General features: G+C 61.6%; 16 protein-coding genes and 1 pseudogene. 13 read left to right on the forward strand and 4 right to left on the reverse strand.

Annotated features, from left to right (window positions below; translation table 11 throughout):
- Window positions 1–58: 58 nt before the first annotated feature.
- The 9 genes and pseudogenes from ACTJKX_RS23975 (at window position 59) to mug (ending at window position 9,198) form a co-directional block, all read left to right on the forward strand.
- Window positions 59–1,219 (forward strand): alkene reductase, encoded by a 1,161-nt coding sequence (locus tag ACTJKX_RS23975; RefSeq protein WP_440726756.1) that lies wholly within the window; start codon window positions 59–61, stop codon window positions 1,217–1,219.
- Between the two features lie 520 nt (window positions 1,220–1,739).
- Window positions 1,740–1,808 carry a hypothetical protein gene (locus tag ACTJKX_RS23980; RefSeq protein ID WP_430641986.1) on the forward strand — a complete coding sequence of 23 codons (69 nt, stop codon included), beginning with the start codon at window positions 1,740–1,742 and terminating at the stop codon, window positions 1,806–1,808.
- Window positions 1,809–2,245: 437 nt separating this feature from the next.
- A pseudogene (locus ACTJKX_RS23985) lies at window positions 2,246–3,173 on the forward strand (DUF3991 and toprim domain-containing protein).
- 141 nt (window positions 3,174–3,314) lie between these two features.
- Window positions 3,315–4,880 carry an MFS transporter gene (locus ACTJKX_RS23990; RefSeq protein WP_440726757.1) on the forward strand — a complete coding sequence of 522 codons (1,566 nt, stop codon included), beginning with the start codon at window positions 3,315–3,317 and terminating at the stop codon, window positions 4,878–4,880.
- 32 nt (window positions 4,881–4,912) lie between these two features.
- Window positions 4,913–5,500 (forward strand): DUF924 family protein, encoded by a 588-nt coding sequence (locus tag ACTJKX_RS23995; protein WP_440726800.1) that lies wholly within the window; start codon window positions 4,913–4,915, stop codon window positions 5,498–5,500.
- Window positions 5,501–5,586: 86 nt separating this feature from the next.
- The gene (locus tag ACTJKX_RS24000) at window positions 5,587–6,225 is read left to right on the forward strand and encodes a DNA-3-methyladenine glycosylase family protein (RefSeq protein WP_440726758.1); all 639 of its coding nucleotides are present in this window, start codon (window positions 5,587–5,589) and stop codon (window positions 6,223–6,225) included.
- Between the two features lie 303 nt (window positions 6,226–6,528).
- On the forward strand, window positions 6,529–7,212 hold the full coding sequence (locus ACTJKX_RS24005; protein WP_440726801.1) for an IS6 family transposase: 684 nt from the start codon (window positions 6,529–6,531) through the stop codon (window positions 7,210–7,212).
- Window positions 7,213–8,057: 845 nt separating this feature from the next.
- A complete protein-coding gene (locus tag ACTJKX_RS24010) occupies window positions 8,058–8,594 on the forward strand; it encodes a TetR/AcrR family transcriptional regulator (RefSeq protein ID WP_440726759.1) in 537 nt (178 codons plus the stop codon).
- A 94-nt stretch (window positions 8,595–8,688) separates the two neighbouring features.
- Complete coding sequence (gene mug / locus ACTJKX_RS24015) at window positions 8,689–9,198, forward strand: G/U mismatch-specific DNA glycosylase (RefSeq protein ID WP_440726760.1); 510 nt, start codon at window positions 8,689–8,691, stop codon at window positions 9,196–9,198.
- An 88-nt stretch (window positions 9,199–9,286) separates the two neighbouring features.
- Here the strand turns inward: mug and ACTJKX_RS24020 are convergent, their stop codons facing one another.
- Complete coding sequence (locus ACTJKX_RS24020; protein WP_440726761.1) at window positions 9,287–9,796, reverse strand: DUF1993 domain-containing protein; 510 nt, start codon at window positions 9,794–9,796, stop codon at window positions 9,287–9,289.
- Window positions 9,797–9,971: 175 nt separating this feature from the next.
- Between ACTJKX_RS24020 and ACTJKX_RS24025 the strand changes: the two genes are divergently transcribed.
- Window positions 9,972–10,745, forward strand: coding sequence for an SDR family NAD(P)-dependent oxidoreductase (locus ACTJKX_RS24025; RefSeq protein ID WP_440726762.1), 774 nt, complete (start codon window positions 9,972–9,974; stop codon window positions 10,743–10,745).
- Window positions 10,746–10,830: 85 nt separating this feature from the next.
- Complete coding sequence (locus ACTJKX_RS24030) at window positions 10,831–11,310, forward strand: methylated-DNA--[protein]-cysteine S-methyltransferase (RefSeq protein WP_440726763.1); 480 nt, start codon at window positions 10,831–10,833, stop codon at window positions 11,308–11,310.
- 53 nt (window positions 11,311–11,363) lie between these two features.
- Here ACTJKX_RS24030 and ACTJKX_RS24035 read toward each other — a convergent pair whose 3' ends face one another.
- From ACTJKX_RS24035 to ACTJKX_RS24045, 3 genes are all read right to left on the reverse strand, one after another.
- Window positions 11,364–12,254, reverse strand: a complete 891-nt coding sequence (locus tag ACTJKX_RS24035; RefSeq protein WP_440726764.1) for a DNA-3-methyladenine glycosylase family protein — start codon at window positions 12,252–12,254, stop codon at window positions 11,364–11,366.
- Window positions 12,251–12,817 (reverse strand): bifunctional transcriptional activator/DNA repair enzyme AdaA, encoded by a 567-nt coding sequence (locus tag ACTJKX_RS24040; protein ID WP_440726765.1) that lies wholly within the window; start codon window positions 12,815–12,817, stop codon window positions 12,251–12,253. Before ACTJKX_RS24040 ends, ACTJKX_RS24035 begins: the two co-directional genes overlap by 4 nt.
- A gap of 186 nt (window positions 12,818–13,003) precedes the next feature.
- The gene (locus ACTJKX_RS24045) at window positions 13,004–13,750 is read right to left on the reverse strand and encodes an isocitrate lyase/PEP mutase family protein (protein ID WP_440726766.1); all 747 of its coding nucleotides are present in this window, start codon (window positions 13,748–13,750) and stop codon (window positions 13,004–13,006) included.
- Between the two features lie 652 nt (window positions 13,751–14,402).
- On the opposite strand from ACTJKX_RS24045, the gene ACTJKX_RS24050 reads away from it, so the two are divergent.
- Together ACTJKX_RS24050 and ACTJKX_RS24055 are read left to right on the forward strand one after the other, a co-directional pair.
- The gene (locus ACTJKX_RS24050) at window positions 14,403–14,780 is read left to right on the forward strand and encodes a nitrilase-related carbon-nitrogen hydrolase (RefSeq protein WP_440726767.1); all 378 of its coding nucleotides are present in this window, start codon (window positions 14,403–14,405) and stop codon (window positions 14,778–14,780) included.
- On the forward strand, window positions 14,669–15,112 hold the full coding sequence (locus ACTJKX_RS24055; protein WP_440726768.1) for a hypothetical protein: 444 nt from the start codon (window positions 14,669–14,671) through the stop codon (window positions 15,110–15,112). Before ACTJKX_RS24050 ends, ACTJKX_RS24055 begins: the two co-directional genes overlap by 112 nt.
- Window positions 15,113–15,371: the final 259 nt, after the last annotated feature.

Genomic DNA, 15,371 nt, shown 5'->3' on the forward strand with positions numbered 1-15,371 from the left:
GCCAGCGAATATTGTCCATCACCTAACGACCTATCGATAGATAGATTAAGGACACAACATGAGCCTGCAACAGTCCGCCGAGTCCACCGCCAGAACGCTCTTCACGCCCGTTCATATCGGTCCCTATATATTGCAACACCGAATCGTCCTGCCGCCGTTGAGCCGTCTGCGCGCGCAGCCGGGGACGGGTATCCCCAGCGATCTGCAGCTTGAATATTACACGCAACGCGCATCAGAAGGCGGACTGATCATCACCGAGGCAACGGCGATCGCATCCTCGGCGCGCGGCTACTACCACGCGCCCGGCCTTTATTCGGAAGAACAGGTCGCTGGATGGAAGCGCATCACCGACGCCGTCCACGACAGGGGCGGCACCTTCTTCACGCAGCTCTGGCACGCGGGTCGGACATCGCACGCTGAGATCACCGGATCGCAGCCGGTGACCGCGTCGGTCGATCCTGCCTATTGGGCCGATGCGAACAATGTGATTGATGCCCCCGACGGCTTCAAGCCGGTATCTCCGCACCGTGCGCTCGATACCGACGAGATATCGACCATTGTTGAACAGTATCGCCAAGCCGCCCAGAACGCCAAGCGTGCCGGTTTCGATGGCGTCGAGCTCATGGCCGCCAACGGCCACCTGATCGACCAGTTCCTCCAGGACAACGTGAACAAGCGTACCGACCGTTATGGCGGCTCGATCGAAAACAGGGCGCGTCTCCTCCTGGAGGTCGTCGGCGTACTTGTTGAGGTCTGGCGCGCCGATCGTGTCGGCGTGCGGCTCTCGCCCAGCAACAGCTTCAATGGCATGGGCGATAGCGACCCGCACGCTCTGTTCGGCTATGTCATCCAGCAGCTGGACGCTCTGGGCATCGCCTACGTTCATCTCATCGAGCCGCGGGTCAAAGGTGCCGACACGATCGCGGAAAGCCAGCCGCCGATCGCGGCACAGGAGCTCGGCAAGCTTTTCCGGGGCCCTGTCATTGCAGCGGGCGGCTTCAACCCGGAGACGGCCAAGGCTGCTGTGTCGAACGGCGTCGCCGACCTGGTCGCCTTCGGTCGGCATTTCGTCGCCAATCCCGACCTGCCGAAGCGGATCGAGAACGGATGGCCGCTCAACCCCTACGATCGCAGCACGTTCTACGCCTTCGACGAACGCGGCTATACCGACTATCCGTTTTATGACGCGTCCCGATCCGACGCGCTTCCTGCGGCTTGACCATGCTCGCCCTGCCGGTCGACTGGCCGGCGGGGCGCCTCAACGTTACGAATGCCGGGCGAACCGTCAATGGTGCGGTTATCATGAATCAGCGCTTCGACGCGGACAGCACTTTTGCGTGGGTGACAGTTTCACGCCGTGTCCCGACGGAACGCATCCGAGCTCGTCACAAAGGTCGCGGAAAACGACCCGGCGGCGCTCTTTCTCCATCTCGGCCGACGCGCAACGGATGCCGTGCTCCTCGTCGCTCAGCCCTTCAGGGCGGCAAACCGGACAGGAGGCGAGGTGAAAGATATGGTCCCAGGCGGCCAGAGCGTCGACATAGGCGCGGTGAGCCGCCACCGTCTCCCGTTCAAGCGTTTTGGACCTCGTTCCCTGGCCCTGACCACTCGATCCCCCTCACCGGGTACAAGCCTGCGGTACGCCCCAGCAAACGACCCCTCTCTGACTCTTGGTGATCGGGGAGTTGGAAAACCGCTGTTAGACGGCCCTGTGGCCTTTAGTTCGGAGAACCTGTTGCATACGCCACAGGCTCCCCGACCATAAGGTCAAGGAGTGCGGCGCCGTATCGGCCGGCGCCAACCGCTAACAGGGGTTTTCCAAGCCCCAGGGCAGCGCGTACTGCCCCGCACGACTCATAACCGCTCGATCGTTTGTGTTCTACATGCTTTATAAAACTCGAACGATGCCAAACCCCCTTCCCGATGTTTTTGTGGGCAAAGGCCGGGCGTCCCCCTGGCGGGGCCGCGCTGGCGGCTGCGCTGAAGCCCTCGCGAAGGTCTTCCCTCTTCCGGGCAGCCATCCCTGACGCGCGAAGCGCAAAAGCAAAGCATGGTGCCGCTGGCGCCTTACCGGACGCAAGGGAGGCTTCGCCGCGCCGATCATCGTCCATGCTCGATTTCGTGTCTGCGCGCCCTTGCATCCGGCAGGCTACGCGACGTGCCGGTTGTGTTCCGCAAGGTGCGGGATGAGGATAATCAACCGAGGAAAGGACGAGCGCGCTGAAGGCGCGGCTCGAGTGAACGGATGGAGAAGCATGAAATCGAGAATCTGCGCGAGAAGGTGACCTGCGCGATCGTCCTCGAAGCCGCCGGCTGGAAGGTCGATCTGAAGGAGAGCACCCGCCGCGCCGTGAAGTTCAGGCGCGGTGATGGCGAAATCATCATTGTGATTCATGAAGGACGCGGCTAGTTCGATCCCTTGTCGACGAAGAAAGGCGACATCTTCGATCTCGCCGAGCATCTCGGCGCCGACGGCTTCGTCGCCGCGTGCGAACACCTCGCCTCGCTGGTCGGCGTCGTTTCGAGCGAGCCGGTCTGGACGCGATCGGCCCGCCCGTCGCCGGCCGTCGCGATCGCCGAGCGGTGGCGGCGGCGATCCAAGCCGCGGCCGGGTTCGGCGACATGGCGCTACCTGACGTCAGCGCGCGCCCTGCCCGATGACCTCGTTCAAACCGCGATCGCAGGATTGCCTGCGGGAAGGACCGCACGGCAGCATGTGGGCAGTCCATCGCTCGGTGTCGGGCGAGCCCGCCGGATGGGAGGAGCGCGGGCCGGCCTGGCGCGGCTTTGCCACCGACGGGGACAAGGTGCTTTTCCGCTTTGGCGCTCGAGATGCCGTTCGGATCTGCGTGACCGAGGCCGCGATCGTCGCCATGAGCCTTGCGGCAATCGAAGTCCTCCGGTCCGACACGCTCTATGTCAGCACCGGCGGCGGCCGGTCGCCTGCGACCGACGAGGCGCTTCGCCACGTCGCCATGGCAGGCAACGTCAGTCTCGTCGCCGCCACCGACAACAACCGCCAAGGCGACATCTATGCCGAGCGCATCCAGGCGATCGCCGCCGAGAGCGGAGCCGGCTACGTTCGGCCGCGGCCCCGCAGCGACGATTGGAACGAAGATCTGAAGGTTCTGATGACCAGAGTTTCCCGTCCCGGGTTCGTTGCCTTCGCGTGAGCGTGCACGTTTAATCCGAATATTGACATCGGCTTTTCCTTGACTGAACCAGCCGGCGCGCTTACTTCATATGAACCTATCGATAGATAGATTAAGATTGGGCGCAAAGTGTCTTCAGGAGCAGGCAATGGCGTCGACGCGGTGACGCCCGCGCGACGCGACGACATTGAACCGACACGGGCGGACGTGGCGCTTTCGGGACGCAAGCTGCGCATGCTGTTGTGCTGCGCTGGCGCGCCATTCCTCATCATGCTCGACACCAACATCGTCGCCGTCTCGCTGCCGTCGATCGCGCGCGATCTCAAGGGGAGTTTTACCGACGTCGAGTGGGTCGTCAGCGCCTACATCCTCCCCTTTGCGGCACTCCTGATGCCCGCCGGCGCCCTCGCCGATCGGCTCGGGCGTCGGCGCATGCTGCTGCTCGGCCTCACGATCTTCACTTTGGTATCGGTCCTATGCGGTGCGGCGCCCGATCTTCTGACGCTCAACGCCGCGCGCGCCTTGCAGGCGGTGGGCGCCGCCCTGCAGTTGACATCGTCACTCGCGGTGATCGCCGACGGTTTCGAGGCCCACGAACGCGCCCGCGTTTACGCCATCTGGGGCACCGTGATGGGGATTGCTCCGTCACTGGGGCCAATCGTCGGAGGTCTCGTCACATCCTATTTCGGGTGGCGATGGGCGTTCTACATCAACCTGCCGCTCGGTGCCGGGCTGATCGCGCTCGCCCTCTCCTCGGTCAATGAATCGCGCGACCCCAAAGCCGCCGGTCTCGACTATCGGGGCATCGTGCTCTTCGGCGCCGGGCTGTTCAGCGTCGTCTGGGCGCTCATCGACGCCAATGCGGTCGGCTGGGAAAGCTCGCGCACGATCCTGCGCCTCGTTGTCGGCGCGGTCCTGCTCGTCGCGTTCGTTTTCGCCGAACGCCGCCACCCGCGTCCGGTGATCGACCTGTCGATCTTCAGCGATCCGACCGTCGTCGGCGCCGCGATCGCCATGCTCGGCTATGCTGCCTCAGCCCAGGTGATGATGACGATCCTGCCGCTCTATCTGCAGGATGCGTTTACTCTGTCGCCGGCGATGGCTGGCATCGCGATGACGCCGTTCGCATTGCCGCTGCTGATCGGCCCGAGCATTGGCGGCAAGCTTGCGGCGCGGCTGTCGAGCCGCGCCATTCTCTGCTTCGGCCTCAGCCTTGTCGCTATCGGTAACGCGATGGCCGCGGGCGCGGTTCTCGCCGGCTTTGCCTATTGGACGGCCGCCATCGGCATGTTCGTCACCGGTTCGGGCGCCGGTCTTCTCAACAGCGAGACCGCCAAGGCACAGGTCAGCTCGGTCCCACCCGAGCGCGCCGGGATGGCCTCGGGCCTCGCCAGCACGACGCGTTTCATCGGCATCATCGCCGGCGTCGCAGGTCTCGGCGCGGTCCTCGCTGCCGTCACCGAATCCAGCCTGCGCAAGCTCGGGACACCGCTCGTGCCGGGCCGCGCGGTCGACTGGCACGATCTCAGTCTTCGCATCGTCGGCGGTGACATCGAGGGCGCATTGGCCACACTGCCGGGGCCAATCCAGAGCGCCCTCGCGGGCCCCTTGCATGCGAGCGTCGGCGCCGGGTTCGGCGCGGCTCTTTTCGCCGCGGCGTTCGTCGCCGTCCTTTCAAGCCTGGCGAGCTGGCGACTGATCCGGACCGCCGAAAACAGCCCGTCCTGAAGGCGTAAAGGCGCCGAACCGTTATGACCGAAATGATCCTGGATTCCCTCAAAAGCGACACCGTACGGCACGCTCCCGACGTCGATCCGCGCATCGCAGCCGTCAACGACTTCTGGCGACGCTCCGGCCTAGACAGATGGTTGACGAAAGAGCCGTACTTTGACGCCGATTTTCATGCCCGCTTCGAAGCGTTGCATTTCACGGCCGCTGCTCGCCAACTCGACCATTGCGCCGACACTACCGAAGGTGCGCTGGCGCTCATGGTGCTGCTCAACCAATTCCCGCGCAACAGCTATCGCACCGCGCATATGTGCGCCACCGATCCGCTTGCGCGGCACTTTGCGCGAATGGCGATCGACCGCGGCCACGACGCGCAAGTCGAACAAGACCTGCGCGTATTCTTCTATCTCCCGCTCATCCATTCCGAGGATCTAGGAGATCAGGTCCGCGCGCTTCGGTTCTGCGAGGCCTCATTGGGTGCGGGGGCCATCTTATACGCGCGCATGCACCACGATATCATCGCGCGCTTCGGGCGGTTCCCGCACCGAAATCCCGTGTTGGGCCGCGACACGACCCCGGAGGAGCAAGCCTTCCTCGATAGCGGCGGTTTCGCGGGCTGACGCGCGACCAGACTATCGCGATCCGACACATCCCTTTCGACGAGGATGGAATTCAATGAAATCAACACCTGAAGGTCTACAACACCATGATCCCAACCGACGCTGAACTTGAAGCAGGTCGCCTCGCCCTCGCCAGCCTCGATCCCTTGATGGCGAAAGCTCACGCCGAGGTTCGGCCAAGCACCTGGGTCGTTCGCGAGCGCGGATTCAAAGGCCTCGTGCGCCAGATCATCGGCCAGCAGGTTTCGGTCGCGGCCGCCGATTCGATCCGGCGGAAAATGATTGATGGTCTCGGCATGCTGACGCCCGAAACGATCCTTGCCGCAGACGACGTTCAGCTGCGGGGCTACGGACTGTCGGGTCAGAAAATCCGCTACGTGCGCGCGATCGCCGAGGCCGCCGAACTCTTCGAGCGGCTCGATTCGATGTCGGACGAGGAGGCGATCGCGGCGCTCGTCGCCATCAAAGGTGTCGGCCGATGGACCGCCGAAACCTACCTGATGTTTTCGGAGGGACGCCTCGACTTCTTCCCTGCGGGCGACATCGCGCTGCAGGAGGGTTATCGGCTCCTCGTTGGATGGGACACGCGCCCGAGCGAGAAGGTGCTCTACGCTCGCGCCGAGACCTGGAAACCTTATCGTGGCATCGCCGCGCTCTTGCTGTGGGGTTATTACATGCAGGCGCGCGGCCGGGCGACCGAAAGCGGCGCCGTTCTAAGTCCGTAGGTTTATATCTTCATCGGCACTTACGGCTTCTTCGATGGCGGCCTGAATGTCAGTCAGGAGAGATGGGTTTCCGCCGGACGAAACGTGGACCATCCTCAGAACGCCATTCAATGTGTTGATGCCAATCATGTCGCTCTGCGATATTTGGGTGTTGAGTATCGGTCCCCATATGGCTTTGACTTCGAGCGAATTGATCTGCGTTTCGATCGACAGCCTGTCGAGGTTCGAAATCATCAAGTCCAGAACCTGCGGGGGTACCGTCGGATTAACGTCTCTGTGGTGAACGGGTTAGTATTGGTGGCAATGACCGAAATCTCTCCTGCTCCTTTCAGACGCCACCGTTTTCCCGCCGAGATCATCGCCTATGCGGTCTGGCTCTATTACCGGTTTCCACTCAGCTTTCGAGACGTCGAAGATCTGCTGGCCGAGCGCGGCATTGAGGTCTCGTTTCAGACCGTCTCGGAATGGGCTGCGAAGTTCGGCCTCAAATTCGCTCATCAGCTTCCTCGACGGTCCCGCGGTCAATTTGCTGATAAATGGCAGCTCGACGAAATGGTGGTGACGATCAAGGGGAAGAAATTCTGGCTGTGGCGGGCAGTCGATGCAAACGGTTACGTCCTCGACGCCCTGCTGCAAAGCCGGAGAAACAAGCGAGCCGCCCTCCGGCTGATGCGCAAACTGCTCAAGGGTCAGGGTACCACCCCACGGGTTATGATCACCGACAAGCTGCGGTCCTATTCTGCCGCCAAGTCCAAATTGATGCCGGGCGTCGAGCATCGGTCACATAAGGGCATCAACAACCGCGCCGAGAATTCACATCTTCCCGTGCGACGACGGGAACGGCGCATGATGCGCTTTAAGTCGGCGCGGCAATGCCAGCGTTTCATTTCAACCCACGGCCAAGTCGCCAATCTCTTTCTTCTTCACCGCAAACACCTGACCGCAGCAGATCACCGCCAGCTTCGCTCCAACGCCAACGCAGCATGACGGCAGATCACTATGTTAATCAACGCGTGAAGGCTGACACGATGCCAGACGCGCACCCTGTCCCAGCTTAAGGCGACGCCCCCCTGATGCGGCTTCGAAGTCCAGTTTGGCAGCTGGTTTGCCTGACCGGATGCTCTCCGCCGTGTGCATGTCGGCCGACCAGATCTCGCGCCAAAAGCGATGTAAATCGCCCACAAAGGAAGGCGACTTCCGGTCCAGATAGGTCGCAGCCTCCGCCGAGTTTGCGAAACCTCGACCGCGCCGCTCGACGAGCCCGATCGCCGTCAATGCGTAGAGCAATCGAAGCAGCCGATCCTCCCTTACCGACAAAGCTGTGCAAGCGCAGCACTCTCGTGTATGCCGGTGGTCAGATGCGAGAAGAGATCAAGCTCCATCGCCGCCAGCAGGGCAAGGGCCTCAGGAACGCTCGACTGAAGGCGCTGAATAGTGTCTGTTCCCGCGACTGCAGCGGTCGACGTCGTCGTATCTGGCACGGCTACACCTCACAGAATTGGTCCAAAATCAGCACACGTTGGTAGTAAGACGATCGTCCGCGATGATCTCCGATCTTGTCCGTATCACATGGGACATCGCAAATGGTTCGCTCAGCGCCGAAGTGTGCCGGCGATTCCGACTCGTTTGAGTTGATTGAAGACGTGGAGGCCGATCGCGATCATGATCCGCCGCGCACGCGTAGACTTCCATGCAAGCTCGTCGTCGCGCGCGAGAGGGTTGAACCCCTGTCATCTATGGATCACGTTCCATTCTATCGATAGATAGATACGGGTACCCCCTAGTAATTTTCTCGGTTTCCATCTATCTATCGATAGACAGGAGACTTTGACATGACTGAAACTGCTAACCGTTTATTGGACCTGGCCGAGGCTCGCATGTGCGACGCTGGCTACCGGGGGTTCAGCTTTCGCGAGCTTGCGGCGGAAATCGGGATCAAAAGCGCAAGCGTCCACCATCATTTTCCCACCAAGGCCGGAATGGCCGCAGCCGTCGTCAGGCGCTACGGCGAGCGCTTCTTCGAACTCGTCGGCCGACGGCCTGGAGAAACCGCTGATGAGGTCATCGCGGTCTATCGATCGATCTTCCGCAACGAAATAGAACGCGATGGCCGCATGTGTCTGAACGGCATGCTCGGCGCCGAAGCCGGCGGCTTGCCCGCCGAGGTTCTCGAAGAGATCGAGACGTATTTCCGCCGATGCATCGATGATCTTTCGAGCCGGATCGGCGGACCGAACGCCGCGGAGCGCGCTTTCCAGATCATGGCAACGCTCGAAGGTGGACTGATTCTCGCACGCGCATATGGCGACATCAGCGCCTTCGATCATGCGACCGCGAGCCTGATGACTCCCGCGCTTGCAGCAGCGTAGACCGTCCCGACCGCCAGCCTCACCTGGCGGCGCGGCCCGTACGCTTCGCTGCCTTCCGCTATTCAATGGGCGACGACACTGAGGACAGATCGGCATGGCCGGTTATGAGCCCGACATTCTCGAGAATGGGCTGAAGGTCATCTTTTGCGGGCTCAATCCCGGCCTTAGCACAGAATCGTCCGGTCACAGCTTCTCGACGCCGAGCAATCGGTTCTGGAACGTGCTCCACCTTGCCGGCTTTACCGATGTGCGCCTGGAGCCCAGCGATGAACGCCGACTGCTTGTTTACGGATGCGGCCTCACAACCGCCGTCCGCCGCCCAACGCGCCGAGCAAGCGAGATTACGGCGGCAGAATTTCGAGACGCCCGAGCAGGCCTGGAAGGGCGGATCTGCAACCTTGCGCCACGGGCGATTGCATTTCTCGGCAAACGCGCGCTCGCGGAAATGCTGCAGGTGAACGACACGACCTGGGGTCGCCAGCCCCTCGACTTTGGAAGTGTCCCCGCATGGGTATTGCCCAATCCAAGCGGGCTCAATCGAGGTTTCAGCCTCGACGCGCTTGTCCGCGCATATACGACCTGTCGCCTGGCCATTGAAGGCTGACGCGCGCCGCACCATTCCCGCTAGGCCCTCAGCTGGGGCTCGTGAATGACGGTCCGGCCGCCGGTTTGGGGCCGAGCGGCTTACACGCTCACGCGTCGACGAAATTGACAGGCCCGAGGAAGTCCATCTTACCGACGTCGACGCCGTGGTTGCGAAGGATCGCGTAGACCATCGCAATGTGGAAATAGACATTCGGGATGGTCATCTGGAGAAGGTAGTCCTTGCCGCCGAGGACTTTCCCGGGCGCCCACGACAGGCTGATATGCTGGCCTTCGGCGTCTCGGTACTGCTCTTGAGTGACGCTGTTCGCAAAATCGACCGTCTTGCGTATGCGAACGCGCAACTCCTCGACCGTCCTCTCATTATCCTCGTGTCTCGGCGGCTTTTGCCCCGACAGCCAAGCCGCTCCGGCCTTCACATAGTCGCAAGCGCTCTGCACCTGATAGATCAATGGCTTCATGTCCGGTGCAAGGCTTCCCTTCAACAATGAATCAATGTCGAGATTCTTCGCTCTTGCGAATGCTTCAGCCTTGTCGAGCCAGCCATCGACCAACTTCAGCGACTGCGTGCATTGCGAGACAACTTCATAATACATCATCGGACCCTCTGTTCGAACGTATCCCTGGTGGTCATGACGGAGTTTTCGGGGATGCCCCTTCATACAATCCATCTTGGTGACTGTCTATCGATAGATAGGTATTGACCTGCGTTCGCCGCCGGTTATCCAAGAGACTGTCTATCTATCGATAGGTACTAACGCAAGGAAAAGGGCTATGCGATTTCAGGATAAGGTAGCGATCATCACCGGTGGCAATTCGGGAATGGGGAAGGAAGTGGCGCGGCGCTTCGTGGCGGAGGGCGGCCGCGTTGTCGTCAATGGCCGAAACGCGGCGAAGACCGAGACCGCGGCCAAGGACATCGATCCGACAGGGAAGCTTGCGATCGCCCAGGTCGGGGATGTCGCGTCGCCCGCAACCGGTGAAGCTGCGGTCAAGGCTGCTCTCGACCACTTTGGACGGCTGGACGTGCTTTTCAACAACGCGGGTATTTTCACCCCTAAGCCGTTCCTCGAGGTAGACGAAGCCGAATATGATCGTTTCGCCAATGCCATCCTCAAGGGAAGCTTCTTCGCCGCGCAGGCCGCAGCGAAAGCAATGAAGGCTGCCGGCCGGGGCGGCGCAATCGTTCAGACTGGCTCGATGTGGGCTCTCCAGGCGATCGGTGCGACGCCGTCATCTGCGTATTCGGCGGCGAAGGCCGGGGTGCATGCATTGACGAAGAACCTTGCGATCGAGCTTGCAGCCGACAAAATCCGGGTCAACGCGATCGCTCCGGGCATTATCGAGACGCCGGTTTTCAACACCTTCCTGAGCGACGAGCAAGTCGCGCAGGTGCTTCCGACCTTCAACGCGATGCACCCTCTCGGCCGCAACGGCCAGCCCGAGGACGCCGCGGAAGCCATGCTGTTTCTGGCCTCGGATCAGGCGAAGTGGATCACAGGCGTCGTTCTGTCCGTTGACGGCGGCATTATGGCTGGGCGGCAGTAGGCCCGGCGCTGAGACCTTTGCACCCCGAGACGCGAAAGGGTTTCGCGTCTCGGCTATCAGATGAACAACGATTTGGAGGACGTACATGGCTTTTGCGTTCAAGACGGTCGCAACTCCGGTCGGGTTGCTCAAGATCGTGGCAACCGATGTCGCACTCGCAGCGATACTCTGGGAGAACGATGACCCCAAGCGCGTGCGCCTTGCACCGCTCGTCGAAAATGTCGACCACCCCATTTTGTTGCTCGTCGAGCGCCAGCTGGGAGAATATTTCGCCGGCGCGCGCAAGACATTCGATCTGCCTCTCGACTTCGTCGGGACCGCGTTTCAAAAGCGAGTCTGGCCCGAACTCCTGAACATTCCGTTCGGACAGACTCGAACCTATAGTGACATCGCGTACGCGATCGGCAAGCCTCGTGCTTTCCGGGCGGTCGGAGCGGCAAACGGGAAAAATCCGATCTCGATCGTGGCGCCGTGCCATCGCGTAATCGGCAAGGACGGTTCGCTTACGGGATTTGCCGGTTGTCTTGCTGCCAAGGAGTGCCTCCTTGGAATCGAGGCCGCGTAGTTTGCCGGTGTCGTCGCGACGTGATTATTGCCGTCGCGACCTGGCTCGCTGCCTCAGGCCGCCTTCCCAGTCGCGGTCGAAGAAGCAGCCCAGAGATGCTGGGCCGCGTAAGCCCGCCAGGGTCGCCACGCCTCGGCGCGCTCCAGTAGCTGAGCCGCGGTCGGCCGCAGCCCTGTCTCGTCGGCGAGCGCGCGCATAAGCCCGACGTCCGCAGCAGGAAAGGCATCGGGCTCGCGCATTCCTCGCAGCGCGATGTATTGCGCAGTCCACTCGCCGACGCCGGGCAGAGTCCTCAATCGTTCAATTGCCTCTTCCAGGCTTCGCCCCATTCCGAGCAGATTGGGGTCGTCTGCCACCGCGGATGCGAGACTGCGTAACGAACGCACGCGTGAAGGCGGCATTTCGAGTTGGAGGTCGTCACTCGCCATTCGCTCGGGTCGCGGAAATGCGTGTGTTAAACGCGCGTCGCCCGTCGCCGACGGTAGTGCCGGTTCGCCGTAGCATTCGACCAGCTTTCCCGCAAGTCCGATGGCGGCCTTGATCGTGATCTGCTGGCCGAGAATCGCCCGGACCGCGAGCTCAAACCCGTCCCATCCGCCAGGTGCACGCAGACCCGGGCGGGCGGCAACCATCGGCGCAAGCCTGGCGTCTCGCATCAGGTGCTCGTTGATCGCCACAGGATCTGCCGTGAGGTCGAACACACGCCGGAGCCGCGAGATGATCACAGGCAACCGCGAAAGCACCGGAAACCTGATATGGGCGATCAGCGCGTCCTCATTGCGCGCTTGCGTGACTTGGACCGAGCCGATCGCTCCGCCCAGTTCGATGACGCGACTGTAGGCGTCCTCCTCAACCAGCTCCATTCCGGGGATAGCGCGCGCGGAAAGGAAGCTCAGCATTGCAGGCCAGTCATACGGCGCACGGTAGCGTAGTCGCACCGTCACATCGCCTGCCGCCGCCGGTACGTCGGTTCGCCCTGCCCGGCGCAGCGAGCTTGGGCTGCGACCAAACAGACGCTGCCGAAACCTGATGCAAGCGCGACTTCGCTCATCGGCAAGCGTGTTTCGTGTAGCAGCTGCTTCGCAAGATGAACGCGCGTGGTCTGCGCGACGGCAATCGGCAAGGCACCAAGATGCTCGCGGAACAGCCGGCGCAGGTGTCGCTCGCCGACCCCGAGGCGAGCAGCGAGCATGCCCACGTCGCCCTTATCGTCGAGGGCGCCATCCTCGATGAGGGCAAGCGCCCGGTTGACCATATTGAACGATCCCCGCCAGGCGCCGATGTCGGGCGTCGCTTCCGGCCGACAACGCAGGCATGGGCGATAGCCAGCTTCGCCCGCCGCCGCGGCGGTTGGATAGAACACTACATTCTGCCGCCTGGGCGTCGTCGCCGGGCAGATCGGCCGGCAATAGATGTCGGTCGTCTTGACGGCAGTAAAGAAACGGCCGTCAAAGCGGCGGTCGCGGGAACTGATGGCCTCATAACAAGCATTTTGATCGATATCCATGAGCGCGACTATGGCGGCAGACCTCTCTCACGTCTGGCGGTTTTCGGACATGTTCGTTTGGCAGACGTACTGATAAATTGCTCGAATCGTCTTCGCGTCGAGCAATGAAATCATTTTCCGACCACTTAATTGAGCCCTGGCGAGCTTGACGTGCCCGCCGAGGACTGCCGCTCAAATGGGGCGCTCCTACGAAAAAAGCTTCGCCGCCTTCTTCTTCAGCGCGTCCATGGCTTCGATATACGGGATCGGCCCATAGCTAATGCGGGCAACGCCGAGTTTTACGAGCTCGTCGTTGGAAGGCAGCCCGCCCATTACCATAACATTGATAGGCAGCGTCGCTTCGCTGGCGATCCGCTTGATCAGGCCTGCATCCGTCAAGCCGGGAATGAAGAAGCCGGATGCGCCGGCCGCCGAATATGCCTTTTCGCGCCGCAGGGCATCTTCGGGGTCGGAGCCGTTTCCGAAAAACACATCGCTGCGGGCATTGATGAAGAACGGGACACCCTTGTGGTCAGCGACGCGGCGGATCGTCGCGATACGCTTTGCCTGCCGCTCGGGATCATAAAGCCCTTTCCCCTTGACCACGCGGTCCTCGAAGTTGATGCCGATCACGCCGAGCTCGAGGAGCTTGGAGATATTGGACGCGAGCTGGTCATCGTCGTCGCTGTAACCGCCTTCGAAATCAACGGTGACCGGGACGTCGACGGTGGCGGCGATCCTGCCCGCGACCTGCTCAGCGATCGCGATCGGCAGATCCTCGCCATCCTGGTATCCTTGCGCCGCCGCGACAGACCAGCTGCTCGTCGCGATCGCCTTCGCTCCCGCTTCGGCAATCGCCTTCGCGCTACCGGCGTCCCATGCATTGAACAGAATCAGCGGGGCGCCCTTGACGTGAAGGGCTGCGAACGCCTTGGCTTTGTCGGCTTGGCTCATTGGTCGTCTCCTATCTCAACCTGTCGGAACTAGCAGCCAAACGCGTGTTGCGCGCTTTGAAACTGGATTCCTCATTACTAAATCTATCTATCGATAGATCGTTTGAGTTAAACTAAGTTCGGTAGTCGGGAATGTCAACGTCTATCTACCGATAGACCGTGATCGGACTACATATGCCAGGGCGACAGGAGGCTCCGCTCGGATCCGCCCACCGTCTTCGCGACGAAGAATGCGTGGCCAAATATCTATCAATGGTATCGGCCGGCCGGTGGCGGCTGACAGCTTGGCAAAGCGCGGTCTGTAGGCGCATGCACCGATTCATGCTTGACCGCCTCAATCTGCGCAGCCCGATGAACGACTGGCTTGCTGGGGAAGCTGGCCCACTCGGTTTGGCGTCAACTGGACCTGCACTTTAAGCCAGGTTTCGCTTAAACCAATCTGATTGATGAGCCACAGTTCCCGCGAGGCGGGCAAACAGTGACATCGTCGGCAACGAGATTCGTCAGCGCACGAACGCTAGCAGGAAACACCGAAGAATTTTCAAGCCGGCGCTTCCGCCGGCCGCCGGAGGCATGGCCAAGCGCCAGGCGCGAAAGCAGTCGCGAGGGTCGCAGGTGACATCGTTATCGGAAACAAAATTGGGAACACGGAGATGGTCTCTTATACTTCGACTTTCAAAGCAGCGGCCGTGCAGGCAGAACCAGTTTGGCTGGACGCGGATGCCACGATCGAAAAAGCTATCAAGATTATGGACGAAGCGGCGAGCAATGGCGCCCAGCTCATTGCATTCCCGGAGGTGTTCATCCCGGGCTACCCGTTCTGGGCCTGGATGGGCGATCAGAAATGGGGTCTTAAGTTCCTGCTGAAATACCACGAAAATTCGCTCGAACTCGGAGACGAAAGGATGCGGCGCGCACCATGCTGGGCCGGGTTCGGCGCGACATCCTCCGCAAGATCGCCGGCGAGGGCGATGTCCGGCAGGCCCTGCGCGCTGCCTTCGCCCATCCGCTCTCCCTGGCCCGGCGGGTGATGGAGCAGCGCCGGGGTGATCGGGCCCCGAAGGTTTATTCTCTGCACGCCCCCGAGGTCGAATGCATTAGCAAGGGCAAACCCCACAAGCCCTATGAATTCGGCGTCAAGGTCTCCATCGCCACCCCGCTCAACCGCTGCAAGGGCGGGCAGTTCGTCCTGCATGCCAAGGCCATGCCCGGTAATCCCTATGACGGCCATACCCTGGCCACCGTGATCCCCCAGATCGAGCAGAGCTGGGGGCTCCCCTCGACAAGATCGTCACCGATGCCGGCTATCTCGGGCACAACGCCCCAAAGGACAGCCACTTCAAGGTCTATGTCGCCGGCATGAAGCGCGGCCTGACCAAGACCATCAAGCGCTTCTTCAGACGAAGGGCAGCCGTCGAGCCTGTCATTTGACCACACCAAGAACGAGCACCGCATGGGCCGAAACTACCTCACCCATGCCTCCAGAGATGCCAACAACGCTATTCTCGCCGCCGTAGGATACAACTTCTCACGGTTTTGTCGCAAACTCAAACGGGGTTCGTGAAGAGAGGTGTTGGCGCCGCGGCTCACGCAGCCAGGAGTTCGAACTGCGCTTTCAGTGA

Origin of the sequence: Labrys sp. 22185, assembly GCF_052045555.1 — a bacterium.
In the GTDB taxonomy this organism is placed as follows: Bacteria; Pseudomonadota; Alphaproteobacteria; order Rhizobiales; family Labraceae; genus Labrys; species Labrys neptuniae.

Excerpts from the sequence above, each read along its gene's own strand:
- ACTJKX_RS23975 (WP_440726756.1), top strand. The coding sequence starts at position 59 with ATGAGCCTGCAACAGTCCGCCGAGTCCACCGCCAGAACGCTCTTCACG.
- ACTJKX_RS23995 (WP_440726800.1), top strand. The coding sequence starts at position 4,913 with ATGATCCTGGATTCCCTCAAAAGCGACACCGTACGGCACGCTCCCGAC.
- ACTJKX_RS24000 (WP_440726758.1), top strand. The coding sequence starts at position 5,587 with ATGATCCCAACCGACGCTGAACTTGAAGCAGGTCGCCTCGCCCTCGCC.
- ACTJKX_RS24005 (WP_440726801.1), top strand. The coding sequence starts at position 6,529 with ATGACCGAAATCTCTCCTGCTCCTTTCAGACGCCACCGTTTTCCCGCC.
- ACTJKX_RS24010 (WP_440726759.1), top strand. The coding sequence starts at position 8,058 with ATGACTGAAACTGCTAACCGTTTATTGGACCTGGCCGAGGCTCGCATG.
- mug (WP_440726760.1), top strand. The coding sequence starts at position 8,689 with ATGGCCGGTTATGAGCCCGACATTCTCGAGAATGGGCTGAAGGTCATC.
- ACTJKX_RS24020 (WP_440726761.1), bottom strand. The coding sequence starts at position 9,796 with ATGATGTATTATGAAGTTGTCTCGCAATGCACGCAGTCGCTGAAGTTG.
- ACTJKX_RS24025 (WP_440726762.1), top strand. The coding sequence starts at position 9,972 with ATGCGATTTCAGGATAAGGTAGCGATCATCACCGGTGGCAATTCGGGA.
- ACTJKX_RS24030 (WP_440726763.1), top strand. The coding sequence starts at position 10,831 with ATGGCTTTTGCGTTCAAGACGGTCGCAACTCCGGTCGGGTTGCTCAAG.
- ACTJKX_RS24040 (WP_440726765.1), bottom strand. The coding sequence starts at position 12,817 with ATGGATATCGATCAAAATGCTTGTTATGAGGCCATCAGTTCCCGCGAC.
- ACTJKX_RS24045 (WP_440726766.1), bottom strand. The coding sequence starts at position 13,750 with ATGAGCCAAGCCGACAAAGCCAAGGCGTTCGCAGCCCTTCACGTCAAG.
- ACTJKX_RS24050 (WP_440726767.1), top strand. The coding sequence starts at position 14,403 with ATGGTCTCTTATACTTCGACTTTCAAAGCAGCGGCCGTGCAGGCAGAA.
- ACTJKX_RS24055 (WP_440726768.1), top strand. The coding sequence starts at position 14,669 with ATGCTGGGCCGGGTTCGGCGCGACATCCTCCGCAAGATCGCCGGCGAG.